This is a genomic window from Microbacterium sp. LWO12-1.2, from assembly GCF_040675875.1.
In the GTDB taxonomy this organism is placed as follows: domain Bacteria; phylum Actinomycetota; class Actinomycetes; order Actinomycetales; family Microbacteriaceae; genus Microbacterium.
On the sequence record NZ_JBEGII010000001.1, the window covers coordinates 870,911 to 883,833 of the forward strand.

The following is a 12,923-nucleotide window of genomic DNA, read 5'->3' on the forward strand; positions in this document are numbered from 1 at the left end:
GGCAGGGCCCTAGGTAACTGCCATGTTCAACGAGAACAGCGGACCCGGGCTCAGGCGCCTCAGATGTTGCCTCCGTGCCTCACGCGATATCGGAATCCGAATCGTCTACTATGCTGACCGCATGAATCTGGGGGGATGCGGCGCTTTGGCCGCCATCGTGGTCGCGTGCGCGCTGCTCGCAGCAGGCTGTTCATCATCGGCACCGAACCCTGAGTCGTTGCCGTCGGACGAACCGGCGTCGGCGCTCACGCCGACGCCGAGACCCACCCCACCTTCGGACACCGACGGCGATGGCGTGCTCGACTCGATGGACGACTTCCCCGACGATCCGACCCGCACGAAGCAGCTCTACTACGCGTCTGGCGATCCCGTTGTCGCCGGCTACCCGTTGGTCGTCGACACCACGCAGTTGGATTACCGGCTGGCGAACTGGATCAAGACGCCACAGGCCGTGGCGCTCGCACCAGGGGTGTACGCCGGCTACAACCCAGCGGTCACCGACCTCGCCGTCTACCTGGAGACGAACACCGGAGATGGTGACTGCGCCGTTCGGGAGATGTACCAGTTCGGTGGAGGCGCCTGCTGGGACGGCGTCTTGGCGTCACCGGCAGAACCCACCCAATAGCCTCAATACCGATGTCGAGGATTCCATGAAGATCACCCCAGGTGTCGAGCTCCCCGAGGAGCTTCTCACCGCAGCCCGGGCGGGTGAACTGGTGCTATTTGTCGGCGCCGGCGCATCGATGGGCGGGAAGTCCGGTCTACCGGACTTCAATGAGCTCGCTCGGCAAGTCGCGAACAGAGTCGGCCGCGTCTTCGACGGCGACGAACCGGCCGACGCGTTCCTTGGCAGACTTTCGAATGAATTCCCCCAGGTGCGCGGCATCGCGCGCGACATCATCGCACGCCCTTCGTCCTCCGCGAACGACACACACCGAGGGATTGCTCGCCTAGCAGCGGCGACTTCTGCCTCCGTCGTCACGACCAACTATGACGAGCACATCACGACAGCAGCAGCAGCTGAGGACCTCGTGCTGGGGGAGACCTTCAATGCTCCGGCGGTGCCTCTCGCGCGTAGTTTTCGCGGCGTGGTTCACCTTCATGGGGCAGTGTCCCGACCAACTGACGACCTCGTCCTGACGGACGCAGACTTTGGTCGCGCCTACCTTACCGACGGTTGGGCGAGACGATTCGTGCAGGATCTCTTCACCAACCGAACTGTTCTGTTCATCGGTTACAGCCACAACGACGTGGTTGTCACGTACCTCGCGCGAGGCCTCCCCCCGAACACTCGTCGATTCGTGCTCACTGACAAGCCTGAGAACCCGCGGTGGAACGATCTTCGGATCGAAGCGATTGGGTATTTGTCTGCTGACGACCACAAGGCTCTGCCCGAAGCCCTGGACGCATGGGCGACTCTCCAGCGAATGGGCCACCTGGATCATCACGAACGAGTCCGTTCTATCGTTCAGGGCGGCCCACCTAAGATCCCCGACGAGGCTGACTACCTCGCGTATGCCATCACCGTCCCGTCCGGCGTGCGCGCGTTCGCCAGGTCCGCCACCGGTCCCGAGTGGCTACGTTGGGCGGAGACGCAGCCACCGTTCCAACAATTGTTCGACCCTGGCATTGAAATGTCCGAAAGCGGGCGAGTGCTCACCGGGTGGTTCTCGGAAACCTACGCCATGGAACCCGCCCGAGCCGATCTCGCGATGCGAGTGCTCGCCCGACATGGACCACTCGTCAACCCATACCTTCGATACGAACTCAGCATTCGCAGCGCCAGGATGCCGCAGGAGCACTCGCGTCTCGCGCGGCAGTGGGCGCTCATCGTCTCAGCCGCAATGAGCACAGCCCACCGAACGCGCGAGTTCTGGTTCCAGACGCACGGACATGACGACCTATCGTCATCAGAGCTCCTTCCTTTCGTGCGCGAGGCCGTCGCTGCACGCCTCACCCTGGCCGAAGAGAGGTCATGGTTTTCCCAGGAAGGCACGGACGAGTCGACGCGATTGAAGTTCGGCATAGCGTGGATTGGCGACAAATCCGACATGGGCCGCCTACTGGAGCGCGTCCGGGCGGACCTCGTTCCTGTCGCTGCGCAGGTAGTTCAGGTACTGGAACAAGCCATCGCCAATGCGTACGAGATCCTTGACGCATTCGATGAGGACCACTTCGACAGTTGGTCCTTTCGTCGCTCAGCCATCGAACCGCACGCCCAGGACGAACACCGCGACATCGAGGACGAGCTCATAGATACTCTTCGCGACGCGGCCTCCATACAACAGCGCGTAGATGCATCGATTCGACCACGGTGGCTTTCTAGCCCACACGATCTACTTCGCCGACTCGCCGTTCACCTGTTGAGGGAAGATGAAGCCCGCACCGCGAACCAGAAGATCGAGGAGCTTCTTCAAGGACCGGGCGTCTATGACCGCCACCTCAAGCACGAAGTCTTCACGCTCGTCGCGTCGACCGCGGCCGACCTCGACGACACCGCCAGAGGTAAGTTCCTGGCCGCTGTGCTCGAAGGGCCGCCCGCGTTCAACACGGACGAAGAAACCAACGCTCGTCTCCGTGAACGTGTGATGTTCGACCTACTCGAATGGACCTCGAGGCACGTTTCCGGCTGGCAGGAGCTCGAGGCGGAACTCAGCAACATTCGGGCCGGTCGCCCAGAAATCGGCGTCCGCCCTCACGCCGATTTCGATTCCTGGATGGAGTCCGGCACCTGGGGCGGTAACCAACCGATGGACACGAGCGACTTCGTTGAGCTGGCTCAAAGAGAAAGCGCCGGAGCCGCAATCCGCGCCCTGATGGATCACGACTTCAGTGAGCGTAACTTCGGCGGCTCCAGCATCTCTGACGCGTGCAAAGTCGTCACGGCAGCGGTCCGATCTCATCCCGAACTAGGTAGGCCGCTCGTCGATGCCCTGGTTCCTACACCGTTCATGCATCAGCAGGACCTCCTCGCCGCCGTACTCGAGGGCTGGGAAAACGGGAGCCTTGACGATACCGAGGCGGATGTCGCGGTGACGACAACTGACTCGCTCTATTCACGCGGGGACCTCGTACGACCGACCGCACGCCTCTGCCTCTCGCTGGTGAACCGCGAGACCGGCAGTAGACCAGAGCCCTTGCTCACCCTGACCGACAAACTCATCAACTCGATCTGGACCGACGAAGCAGGACAGTATGAGACTGGCTCGTGGACCGACCCCCTTACTGAGGCCCTAAACACTTGGCCGGGAGCATACGCCCAGTACTGGTTGCATCGGATCAGCCTTCGCTGGCGAATGAGCGAGAATTGGAATGGGTTCAGCGACGACGAGAAAGCCAGCCTCGACTCGATCCTCAATGACTTCGGGCCGGTCCATCGGCCAGCACTGGCTATCCTCGCCACCGACCTCCGTTTCCTTTTCGCCTCAGACGAAGCTTTCGTCACGTCGAAGGTGTTCCCGCTGTTTGACCCAACGGTCGGTGGTGACCGTGCAGCGCTGATGTGGAGTGCCTTCCTCCATAGCCCTCGAGTCGACGACGCACTTCTCGACGCAGGATTCTGGGAGGTCCTTATCCGAGGGCGCGCTGCGTACGGCGGGGCTGCACAGCGTGCCTCCGGTCAGCAGTATTGGAGACTGATAGCTGCCGCGTCGATCTACTCCTCAGCTCAGGCCGTCGACCGATCTGCACTGCTCCAGCAACTCTCGTTGCCCGCCGACCAGCCGGATCTTCTTCGTCTCCTTGAAGCACTTCGGGCAGAGGTATCTGACCTAGAGCTTGACCGACGTCCGACCGCTTGGGGATGGATCCAGACTGAGTGGAAGGCGCGTGTCGACTCCAGCAGCGGAGGTCAGTCTCCAGAGGAACGCGCGGCGTGGGGTGACCTCGGACTCGCCCTCGGCGAACTTGCGCCTCAGTCGCTCATTGTTAGCGCGACCGCTCCTGGCCCGCTGTCGCGCAACAGCGCGTATTCGGACATTCCCGAGCCGGTACTGCGCGCTCACGCTGAGGAGTTCGTGCGTGATGCCACCCGTCGCGGTCAGTTCACGACAACTGCTGACTGGTCTGTTCAACACGAGCTCAGCTCCCTGTTTGCCGTCGTTGGCTCCCTAACCCCACCAAAGGTGCAGCGAGCCTTTGCTGAGGTCGCCGTGGGCTTGGGAATTCATCAAGCCGCGAGTTGGACTACGTAGTTGCAAGCACTGCCGCTGAATGCTCGTCGTTGTCCTCATCATGAACGGCTGCTGCACGGGAGGATGCTGTGGTTAGAACTGACCGACGAGATATCACAATCGGGCACTGCGGTACGTTGAGCACATGACCAGCGACGTCGTGGAGGCCGGTTGGCATCCAGATCCTTCGGGACAGTTCGAGCAACGTTATTGGAACGGCGCCGCTTGGACGGAGCATGTTTTCTCCGGCGGTGTGCAGTCTATTGCTCCGGTCGCCCACAGCCGTGCCGAGGCTCGTGCCCTTCGTGCCCAGGCCTCGGCCGAGCCGCGCGCCGAACCTGGAGCGGCAGCGGATGCTGTTGGTGAGGCTGGGCCGTCGAACTCAGGCACCGGTAATGCACTGGTTCTGGAGAACATCCCGCTCGTCGGTGCGCGCAAGCACGCTGAGAAACTGCGCTCAGAGGTCGCACGGCTACAGGGGCTCATCGACCAGTGCGGGCTCCAGGACGTGGCCGCCCTGGATGACCTGAAGCGCCACCTGAACCAGGAAGTCGATGGCGTGCGCGGGCAGGTCGCAGCCGCCTCGGCGGAGCTTGTATCGCGTCAAGCGGACATCGCGTCCACGGAGGCATCGCTGCTCGACCTGCGCGGAGCCGTCGAGGTCCAGGAACTCGGCCTCTACGACTACGAGCATCCCGCCGAGGACTCGGTAGCCCTCGCCACCCAGCTCGAAGCGCTCCGCGCAGATATCAAGATGGCCGTCCGCGCCGGCAGGGCCACGCAGGCGACGAGCAACTTCACCTTCAACAACAGCACGGCCAAGGGCGCGAAGTTCGTTCGAGACATGTCGAAGCTCATGCTCCGCTCCTACAACGCCGAGGCCGAGAATTGCGTCAAGGCAGTCCGTGCCGGGAACCTTGCCACCGCTCAGAAGCGCCTCACGACCGCGATGGAGCAGATCGCTCGCCTCGGCACGATGATCGACCTGAGCATCACGTCGTACTTCCACCAGCTTCGTCTCCGCGAGCTTGAACTCGCCAATCGGCACCTCCGTGCCGTTCAGGAAGAGAAGGAAGCAGATCGCGCGCACCGTGAGGAGCTTCGGGAGCAGCGCAAGGCGGAGAAGGAACTCGCTGCAGAGAAGGCGCGCCTCGAGAAGGAACGCGGGCACTACGCGAACACCATCGCCGCCCTGGAAGCCAACGGTGATCTCGAAGGTGCGGAGCGCATGCGAGCGCGCCTCGCTGATGTCGAGCACGCCATCGAGAACGTCGACTACCGAGCAGCGAACATCCGCGCCGGGTACGTGTACGTCATCAGCAATGTCGGCTCGTTCGGGCCTGACGTGGTGAAGATTGGCCTCACTCGGCGCCTCGAACCCATGGACCGCGTCAACGAACTCGGAGACGCGTCCGTGCCCTTCCGGTTCGACGTCCACGCCCTGTTCTTCGCCGACGACGCCGTGAGCATCGAGGCGATGCTGCACCAGCACTTCGCGGACCGACGCATCAACCAGATCAACCTGCGCCGCGAGTACTTCCGTACCACTCCCACTGAGGTGCGCGAGGCATTGAAGGCGCACTCCGTCGAGCTGCTCGACTTCAAGCTGGAGCCCGCTGCGGAGGAGTATATGGCGACTCGCGCCTTGCAGGGCAGCCGCTAATTCTTGTCCAGGGGCTCCTGACAACTGTAGTTACTCACGGCGTCGGCCACGGCGAAGGAGCGGCAGAGTCGCGTCGCACACATATGAAGAAGGACCGTCCTCACGGACGGTCCTTCTTCATGTGTGTGTTGTGCCCCCGACAGGAGTCGAACCTGCGACCTACGGTACCGGAAACCGGCGCTCTATCCACTGAGCTACGGAGGCGTACCGATCGACAATATCACTGCTCGGGGGTGGTCTCCGACCCGCCCGCCTCGGTGACGGGTGCGCCGGCCAACTCGGCCAGTGCGGCGGCGACCTTCTCCGCCAGGTAGCGGTGCCCTGCGGTGGAGGGGTGCTTGCGTCCGAGGTCCACGTCGATCACGTCGAGGTAGTTCTGCGGGGTGATCCAGTCGTGCGCGATGGGGGAGATGTACCACCAGCCGCGGGCAGCGGCGAGGTCTGCCAGGTCGGCGTCGATGCGCGCCGTCGTGGCTCCGACGGGAAGCTCGTGCGGCGCCGGTCCGAGAACGACGATCGCGGCCTCCGGGTACTTCGTCGCGAGCGCGTCCCAGGCGGCGGTGACGGCCTCGCGGTAACCGGCCTCGCCCTGTGCCCGATCGTTGATCGATCCCTGGATGATGATGAGGTCGGGGTGCAGCGCCGGATCGAGTGCGGCGATGCGCTCGCCGAACGCGGGTCCGTCGAGTCCGGGCTTGAGGTAGCCGCTGCCGCGAACGCCGTCGACGATGGTCTGGCCGTCGAGCAGGCCGGCCAGCTGATACGCGTACCCCTCGGTGGGGATGGTCGCCGCGGACCCGTAGGTCCAGGAGTCGCCGAACACCAGGACGGTGGGGTGTTCAGGGAGCACGAGAGGGACCGGCACGATGGCCGCCGGTGCGGCACCTTCGCCCTGCGCGGCGGCACCGATCGGAGCGGCGGAGGGAAGCGGAGCCCACGGCCGCCACATGCCGAGTGCGACCGCCGCGAGCACGAGGAGCAGCGCGAGAGCGACCCCTGCGGATCGCAGCGGGTGGCGGGTGACACGGGCCTTCATGGCATGAGAGTAGATCAGGAATCCCCGGGCGCAAATTCCGGCCCGCGACGCGCCGTAAACTGGGGAGCCTATGAACCCTGAAACGCTCGCCCATGCCCTCCTCGCCGTCCTGACACCCCTCGCAGACGAGCGACGCCCGGGCGAGCCGCTCGGTCTCACCGCAGCCGACCTCGTCTTCGAGCGTCCGCGCAACCGCGACCATGGTGACTGGGCGTCGAACATCGCCATGCGTCTGGCCAAGCAGTTCGGCGCCAACCCGCGCGAGCTCGCGCAGCAGATCGCCGATGGACTCGCCGCGGTCGACGGCGTCGCGAGCACCGAGGTCGCAGGTCCCGGGTTCATCAACATCCGCCTCGACGCGGCGGCTGCGGGCGCGCTCGCGAAGACGATCGTCGACGCCGGTGCCGCCTACGGCACGAACGACTCCCAGCAGGGCGTGACCGTGAACCTCGAGTTCGTCTCCGCGAACCCCACCGGTCCGCTGCACATCGCCCACACCCGTTGGGCCGCTCTCGGCGACTCGATCGTCCGACTGCTGCTCGCCAGCGGGGCGCACGCCGTCCGCGAGTACTACATCAACGACGCCGGCGCGCAGATGGAGCGCTTCGCGAGCTCGGTGCTCGCTGCGGCCAAGGGCGAGCCGACACCGGAAGGCGGTTACCCGGGGGAGTACATCACCACGCTCGCGCAGCGGGTGCTCGCCGCGCGTCCCGACCTGCTCGACCTCCCGGACGAGGAGCAGCTCGTGGTCGCTCGCGACCAGGCGTACGAGTTCCAGCTCGCCGAGATCAAGCACTCGCTCGACCGCTTCAACGTGCCCTTCGACGTCTGGTTCTCGGAGCGCACCTTGCACGAGAAGGACGCCTCCGGCACGAGCCTGATCGACCAGGCCGTCGACCGTCTGCGTGAGCAGGGCCATGTCTTCGACCTCGAAGGTGCCGTATGGGTGCGCACCACCGACTTCGGCGACGACAAGGACCGCGTGATCCGCCGCTCCAACGGCGAGTACACCTACTTCGCCGCTGACGCCGCCTACTACCTCAACAAGGGCGACCGCGGCTTCCAGAACAAGATCTACCTGCTGGGCGCCGACCACCACGGCTACGTGCACCGTCTCAAGGCCGTCGCCGGTGCTGCAGGCGAGGACCCGGAGAAGAACATCCAGGTGCTGATCGGCCAGATGGTGTCGATCAACGGCGCGCGTCTCAGCAAGCGCGCGGGCAACATCATCGAGATGGACGACCTGCTCGACTGGCTGGGCACCGATGCGCTGCGCTACTCGCTCGAGCGCTCACCGGCGGACTCCCCGCTCGACCTCGACCCAGAGCTGCTGCAGAAGCGCACCAACGACAACCCGGTCTTCTACGTGCAGTACGCCCACGCGCGCACGCACAACGTGGCCCGCAACGCCGGCGACTCGGGCGTGGATCGCTCGGAGTTCGCCCCCGAGACGCTCACGCACGAGTCCGAGGCCGCGCTCCTCGGCGCGCTGCAGGAGTTCCCCCGCATTGTGGCGTTCGCTGCGGAGGTGCGCGAGCCGCATCGGGTCGCGCGCTACCTGGAGGAGCTGGCCGGGCTGTACCACCGCTGGTACGACAACTGCCGTGTCATCCCGCAGGGCGACGACCCGATCGAGAGCGTGCACCGCACGCGACTGTGGCTGAATGACGCCGCCGGTCAGGTCTTCCGCAACGGTCTCGACCTGCTGGGAGTGTCGGCCCCCGAACGCATGTGACGCGCCGGGGCGACCGGGCGCGATAGGGCAGGATGTCACCATGAGCGACGACAACCACACCCTCCCGTACCCGGACGCCGCCGCCGAGCACGAGACGCTCGTGATCCCGGGACAGAACGCCGCGGAGCAGGCTGAGACACCGCCGCGCCCGAAGCGGCGCCGGTGGCCCTGGGTGCTGCTGATCGTCGTGGTGGTGCTGGGGGTGCTGGTCGTCGCTGCGGAGTTCATCGCGCGCGCCGTGCTGCCCGGAGTCGTCCGTTCGCTCGTGATCGACGAGCTGAACCTGCCCGCTGATCAGCAACTCGACGTCGAGGCGGACGGCATCCTGCTGCCTCAGCTGATCGGAGGCACGCTCGACAGCCTGCACCTGTCCACGGATTCCGTGACTCTGGAGGGGATCACGGGCGCCGCCGATGTGACAGCCACGGGTGTTCCTCTCCGCGGAGGCGATCTGGGCGGAGCCTCCGGCACGATCCGCATCGATCAGACGCAGTTCACCGCGCTCCTCGCCGACACCGATCTCCCGGTCGACACGGTCGCGTTCGAGGCTCCGAACGCCACGGTGTCCGGCACGGTGTCCGTCCTCGGCATCGACATCCCTGTCGCGCTGACCGTGACGCCCGGTGCGGCGGAGGGCGACCTCGAACTCACTCCGGTCGAACTGAGCGTGGGAGGCCTGGTGATCGATGCCGGCCAGGTCGGGTCGACCTTGGGCTCGCTCGGGGAGAGTCTCACTCAGACCCAGCAGATCTGCATCGCAGACCAGCTGCCCGCTGGTCTCACGCTGACGGGGCTGGAGATCGTCGGCAGCGAGGCGGTCATCGACATCGATGTGGACGGAGCGATCGTCACGGACGAGACGCTGCTGGAGAAGGGCGTCTGCGCGACGTCCTGAGAATCGGTGCGTCCGTCCGGCTGGTCAGCCGAGCCACGCCTCGATCCGTCGAGCCAACCACGAGGGCTGCTGCAGAGGGATGCCATGACCGCACCCCTCGACGATCTCCAGCGTGCTCTGCGGGAGTGCCGCGTGCAGGAGTGCGGCCGACTTCTTCATGAGCGGCTTCTCCTGTGCGCCGGCGAGGATCAGTGCGGGGCCGGGGAACCTGTTCCACCCGTCGGGCACGCGGAAGGCGATGTTGTCGCCCACCGCGTGCAGCAGGGTGTCACGGGAGATGCCTGCGGAGGTCTGCACGTACAGGGGCATCAGGTCTTCCGGCACGAACAGAGCCGATGCCTGCACCCTCGCGAACCACTCCTTCTTCGCGAGACCTGCGGTGGCGCGCAGGAGGGCGAGCATCGGACCGGGCGCAGGGAGCGGGATGGTCTGTGCGCTGACGACGGCCACGCGATCCACGAGATCGGGGCGCCGCGCCGCCAACAGCACCGCGAGCTGCGCGCCGAGTGAGAAGCCCACCACCGCGATCGGACGCTCCTCTCGCTCGATGACTGCCACCAGCTGCTCCACCGCGTCGTCATGAGAGACGTAGTCCTGGTCGGCGCTGCGCCCGTGCCCGGGCAGATCGGGGACGAGCAGACGGCGGTCGTCGGCGAGGTATCGACGCGTCGGCTCCCACATCCACCCGGCGACCCCGCCACCGTGCAGGAGGAGCAGGGGCGTGCTCTGCGCCTCACCGGATATCGATACGTGCATGGTCAGCCTCTCTCGAAGGTCGCGGCCATCGTGCCCAGCGCATCGATCGCACCTTCCAGGTCGTGCGGCCCCATCGGACCGAGCAGACGAGCCGCGGAGAGCAGCCCGATGGTGGCGCTCGACAACGCCAGCGCCAGGTGTTCCGGCACGACATCCGCGGCGATCCGCCCTTGTCGCTGCAGCGCCCGCACCCACTCGACCACCGCGCGGTGGCGAACCCGGTAGCGCGCATCGGACACGGTATCCGCATGTCGTCCCAGTACGCCCTCGTCGTCGAGGAACGCCGCCGTCATCAGCCGATCGGAGAGCACCGCGCGGGCCGCAGCCCGATACGCCGTGCCCAGACTCGGGTCGTCACCGACGTCCTCCTGCACGCGCGCTCGCACTCGGCCCGTGGCGCGGCGCAGCAGGTCGTCGAGGATCGCGCGCTTGCCGGCGAACTCGAGGTAGACGGCGCCCTTTCCGATGCCCCCGTGCGCGGCGATCGTGGCAACGCTCACCGCATCGAACCCGTGTGCGAGGATCAGGCTCTCCGCGGCGTCGAGGATGCGTTCACGTCGATTCGGTACCAGCGGGCGTGGCATCGTCGATCCTCCTCAGATGCTCGATGATGGCGGGAATCACGAGGTCGGGTCGATCACGCTGAACCCAATGTCCTGCACCTGGCACGACCACGAGTGCGGAGCGCGGGATGGAGGCAGCGGCCTTCTCGGCACGTGCCGGCGGAACTCCGCGGTCCTGCCCGCCGTGGACGAGCAGCACAGGGACGGTGATGGCCGGCAGGCGGTCGGAGTAGACCGTGCGCAAGCGGTTCCAGAGAACTTGATCGCGTTGCCACTCGCCGAAGACGGCCAGCCCGGTTCCCTTCTGGGCCTCGACCATCACCGCGGCGAGGAGCGCGGGCGTGCGGGCCCCCTCGTTGCGCACGATGTCCTTCAAACCCCGCTCCATCGCGGTGGGGCTGCGGGAGTACATCGTGGTCATCGCGTTCAGCAGACCGGTGCGCAGCAGCGTGAACGTCAGGAAGTGTGTGAGAGCGCTGAAAGGGCCGTCGGTCAGGCGTGGCATCACTCCGTACGTGCCGAGGAGGATGGCACCGCGGGCTCGTCCGGGGTGCGTGAGCAGGTGGCCGAGGCTCAGGCCGCCGCCCAGTGAGAGACCACCGACCACGTAGCCGTCGAGACCGAGGGCATCGACGAATTCAGCGAGGTAGTCGACGAGTCGCTCTTGCGTGAGCGGGGCGTTCAGGCGCGGACTGCGTCCGAAACCCGGGTGATCCGGGGCGATCACCCGATGCCCCGCGTCCGCCAACGCCGGCGCCACCTCACCCCAGGAGAGCATCGCGCTGTCTGCCCCTCCGCCATGCAGGAGCAGCACGGGGGAGCCGGTCTCGGCGGAGGGGAACCACTCCATGTAAGAGACCATGCCGATCGAGAGTGCGATCTGCCGGCGTCGCTGCTCCATGCACGTCCCTTCGTTGTGACCAAGATATCGGAAACGGTCACAACGTGCGCGGGTCCCGGCGGTTCAGCTCTTCGGCTTCTCCTCGACCAGCGCCTCCTGGGCCGCGCGCAACTCGGCTGTGGCAACGCGTACGTCGACCTCCGCCCGCTGGAGGCGGCGCTGCGGGAACGTCGTGGCACCGAAGCGGGCGTGCACGCGGTCCTTCGCCTCCTCCTCGGCTGTCACGACGTAGGCGCATGCGATCAGGATCACCTGCGCCGAGAAGTTCAGCCAGATCAGCAGGGCGAGCAGCGACGCGAACGAGGCGAGGAGCGGATTGCTCGTCGCGCCCCCGATGAACAGCCCGGAAAGCTCCTGGAGCACGAGGAGGCCGACGGCACCGAACAGGGCGCCGACCCAGAGCGAACGCGCAGACGCCCGCACGCCGGACAGCACGCGGAATATGCCGGCGATGAGGGCCGCATCCAGCGCGAACACGACCAGGAGCGACAGTGCGCGTACGCCCCAGAGCACGAGCGGAGAATCTTCGGACAGACCGAGAAGGCCGCTGAGCCAGGTGACGCCGAGCTGCCCTGCGAAGGTGAGGAAGGCCGCGGCGACGAACGAGAGGCCGATCGCGAGCGCCAGGCCGAGATTGCGCAGCAGGACCCAGATCCAGAGGATGTCGTCGTGCGCGGTGCCGGCGAGGATGCGGACGGCCGTGCGCAGCGAGCCGATCGCCCCGAGGGCGGAACCCAACAGTGCGACGAGCGAGATCACACCGGCGATCGAGAGGGTGGCCGGTGCCTTCAGCGCATCGGTGTCGATCACCCCGCCTTCGCCGATCAGCCCGGGCACGACGGACTGCACCGCATCGATGATCGCCTGCCACGCCACCGGGTTTCCCGCCAACCAGAGCGCGGCGATGGAGAACCCCAGGAGCACGCCGGCGAAGACGCTGAACAGTGCGCGATAGGTGACGCTGTCGGCGAGCATCGGGCCGCGGCGCTCCGAGTAGAGCAGGGCGGCACGCACCAGGCGGCGCCCGAGGGCCCAGGCGATGATCGGGCCGGTCACGCGCTCGACGATGCCGGGACGGGCGGGGGATTCGGATCGCGATTCGGTGTTCACCACGCTCCCACCCTATGAGGCCGAGGGGGACAGTCCCAGGGGCTTGACGCCGCACGACACCATGACGGAAGGGCAGGTGCCGGTGCCCTAGA

Annotated in this window: 10 protein-coding genes and 1 tRNA gene; 5 read left to right on the forward strand and 6 right to left on the reverse strand. The window is 66.1% G+C overall.

All coding sequences use genetic code 11. The annotated features are described in order from the left end of the window. The first annotated feature begins 121 nt into the window (after nucleotides 1–121). The 3 genes from MRBLWO12_RS04065 (at nucleotide 122) to MRBLWO12_RS04075 (ending at nucleotide 5,835) form a co-directional block, all read left to right on the forward strand. Nucleotides 122–625: a hypothetical protein gene (locus MRBLWO12_RS04065; protein ID WP_363552953.1), complete on the forward strand. Its 504-nt coding sequence runs from the start codon at nucleotides 122–124 to the stop codon at nucleotides 623–625. Nucleotides 626–650: 25 nt separating this feature from the next. Beyond that, nucleotides 651–4,193, forward strand: coding sequence for an SIR2 family protein (locus MRBLWO12_RS04070; protein WP_363552955.1), 3,543 nt, complete (start codon nucleotides 651–653; stop codon nucleotides 4,191–4,193). A gap of 124 nt (nucleotides 4,194–4,317) precedes the next feature. Continuing rightward, the gene (locus MRBLWO12_RS04075) at nucleotides 4,318–5,835 is read left to right on the forward strand and encodes a DUF4041 domain-containing protein (protein WP_363552957.1); all 1,518 of its coding nucleotides are present in this window, start codon (nucleotides 4,318–4,320) and stop codon (nucleotides 5,833–5,835) included. Between the two features lie 131 nt (nucleotides 5,836–5,966). Here the strand turns inward: MRBLWO12_RS04075 and MRBLWO12_RS04080 are convergent. Together MRBLWO12_RS04080 and MRBLWO12_RS04085 are read right to left on the reverse strand one after the other, a co-directional pair. After that, nucleotides 5,967–6,039, reverse strand: a tRNA-Arg gene (locus tag MRBLWO12_RS04080). Nucleotides 6,040–6,055: 16 nt separating this feature from the next. Continuing rightward, entirely contained in the window at nucleotides 6,056–6,871 is an 816-nt protein-coding gene (locus MRBLWO12_RS04085) for an SGNH/GDSL hydrolase family protein (RefSeq protein ID WP_363552959.1), read from the reverse strand. 70 nt (nucleotides 6,872–6,941) lie between these two features. Between MRBLWO12_RS04085 and argS the strand changes: the two genes are divergently transcribed. Next, nucleotides 6,942–8,606, forward strand: a complete 1,665-nt coding sequence (argS, locus tag MRBLWO12_RS04090) for an arginine--tRNA ligase (protein ID WP_363552961.1) — start codon at nucleotides 6,942–6,944, stop codon at nucleotides 8,604–8,606. 40 nt (nucleotides 8,607–8,646) lie between these two features. Continuing rightward, on the forward strand, nucleotides 8,647–9,501 hold the full coding sequence (locus tag MRBLWO12_RS04095) for a DUF2993 domain-containing protein (protein WP_363552963.1): 855 nt from the start codon (nucleotides 8,647–8,649) through the stop codon (nucleotides 9,499–9,501). A gap of 24 nt (nucleotides 9,502–9,525) precedes the next feature. Here the strand turns inward: MRBLWO12_RS04095 and MRBLWO12_RS04100 are convergent, their stop codons facing one another. The 4 genes from MRBLWO12_RS04100 to MRBLWO12_RS04115 form a co-directional block, all read right to left on the reverse strand. Further along, nucleotides 9,526–10,257, reverse strand: coding sequence for an alpha/beta fold hydrolase (locus tag MRBLWO12_RS04100; RefSeq protein ID WP_363552965.1), 732 nt, complete (start codon nucleotides 10,255–10,257; stop codon nucleotides 9,526–9,528). Nucleotides 10,258–10,259: 2 nt separating this feature from the next. Continuing rightward, complete coding sequence (locus MRBLWO12_RS04105) at nucleotides 10,260–10,841, reverse strand: TetR/AcrR family transcriptional regulator (protein ID WP_363552967.1); 582 nt, start codon at nucleotides 10,839–10,841, stop codon at nucleotides 10,260–10,262. Next, nucleotides 10,810–11,721: an alpha/beta fold hydrolase gene (locus MRBLWO12_RS04110; RefSeq protein WP_363552969.1), complete on the reverse strand. Its 912-nt coding sequence runs from the start codon at nucleotides 11,719–11,721 to the stop codon at nucleotides 10,810–10,812. The genes MRBLWO12_RS04105 and MRBLWO12_RS04110 overlap by 32 nt, the downstream gene beginning before the upstream one ends. Before the next feature lie 63 nt (nucleotides 11,722–11,784). After that, nucleotides 11,785–12,834 carry a YihY/virulence factor BrkB family protein gene (locus MRBLWO12_RS04115; RefSeq protein WP_363552971.1) on the reverse strand — a complete coding sequence of 350 codons (1,050 nt, stop codon included), beginning with the start codon at nucleotides 12,832–12,834 and terminating at the stop codon, nucleotides 11,785–11,787. Between the last annotated feature and the right edge of the window lie 89 nt (nucleotides 12,835–12,923).

Bases quoted from the DNA above. Each gene is read 5' to 3' on its own strand.
- MRBLWO12_RS04065 (WP_363552953.1), top strand. From the start codon at position 122: ATGAATCTGGGGGGATGCGGCGCTTTGGCCGCCATCGTGGTCGCGTGC.
- MRBLWO12_RS04070 (WP_363552955.1), top strand. From the start codon at position 651: ATGAAGATCACCCCAGGTGTCGAGCTCCCCGAGGAGCTTCTCACCGCA.
- MRBLWO12_RS04075 (WP_363552957.1), top strand. From the start codon at position 4,318: ATGACCAGCGACGTCGTGGAGGCCGGTTGGCATCCAGATCCTTCGGGA.
- MRBLWO12_RS04085 (WP_363552959.1), bottom strand. From the start codon at position 6,871: ATGAAGGCCCGTGTCACCCGCCACCCGCTGCGATCCGCAGGGGTCGCT.
- argS (WP_363552961.1), top strand. From the start codon at position 6,942: ATGAACCCTGAAACGCTCGCCCATGCCCTCCTCGCCGTCCTGACACCC.
- MRBLWO12_RS04095 (WP_363552963.1), top strand. From the start codon at position 8,647: ATGAGCGACGACAACCACACCCTCCCGTACCCGGACGCCGCCGCCGAG.
- MRBLWO12_RS04100 (WP_363552965.1), bottom strand. From the start codon at position 10,257: ATGCACGTATCGATATCCGGTGAGGCGCAGAGCACGCCCCTGCTCCTC.
- MRBLWO12_RS04105 (WP_363552967.1), bottom strand. From the start codon at position 10,841: ATGCCACGCCCGCTGGTACCGAATCGACGTGAACGCATCCTCGACGCC.
- MRBLWO12_RS04110 (WP_363552969.1), bottom strand. From the start codon at position 11,721: ATGGAGCAGCGACGCCGGCAGATCGCACTCTCGATCGGCATGGTCTCT.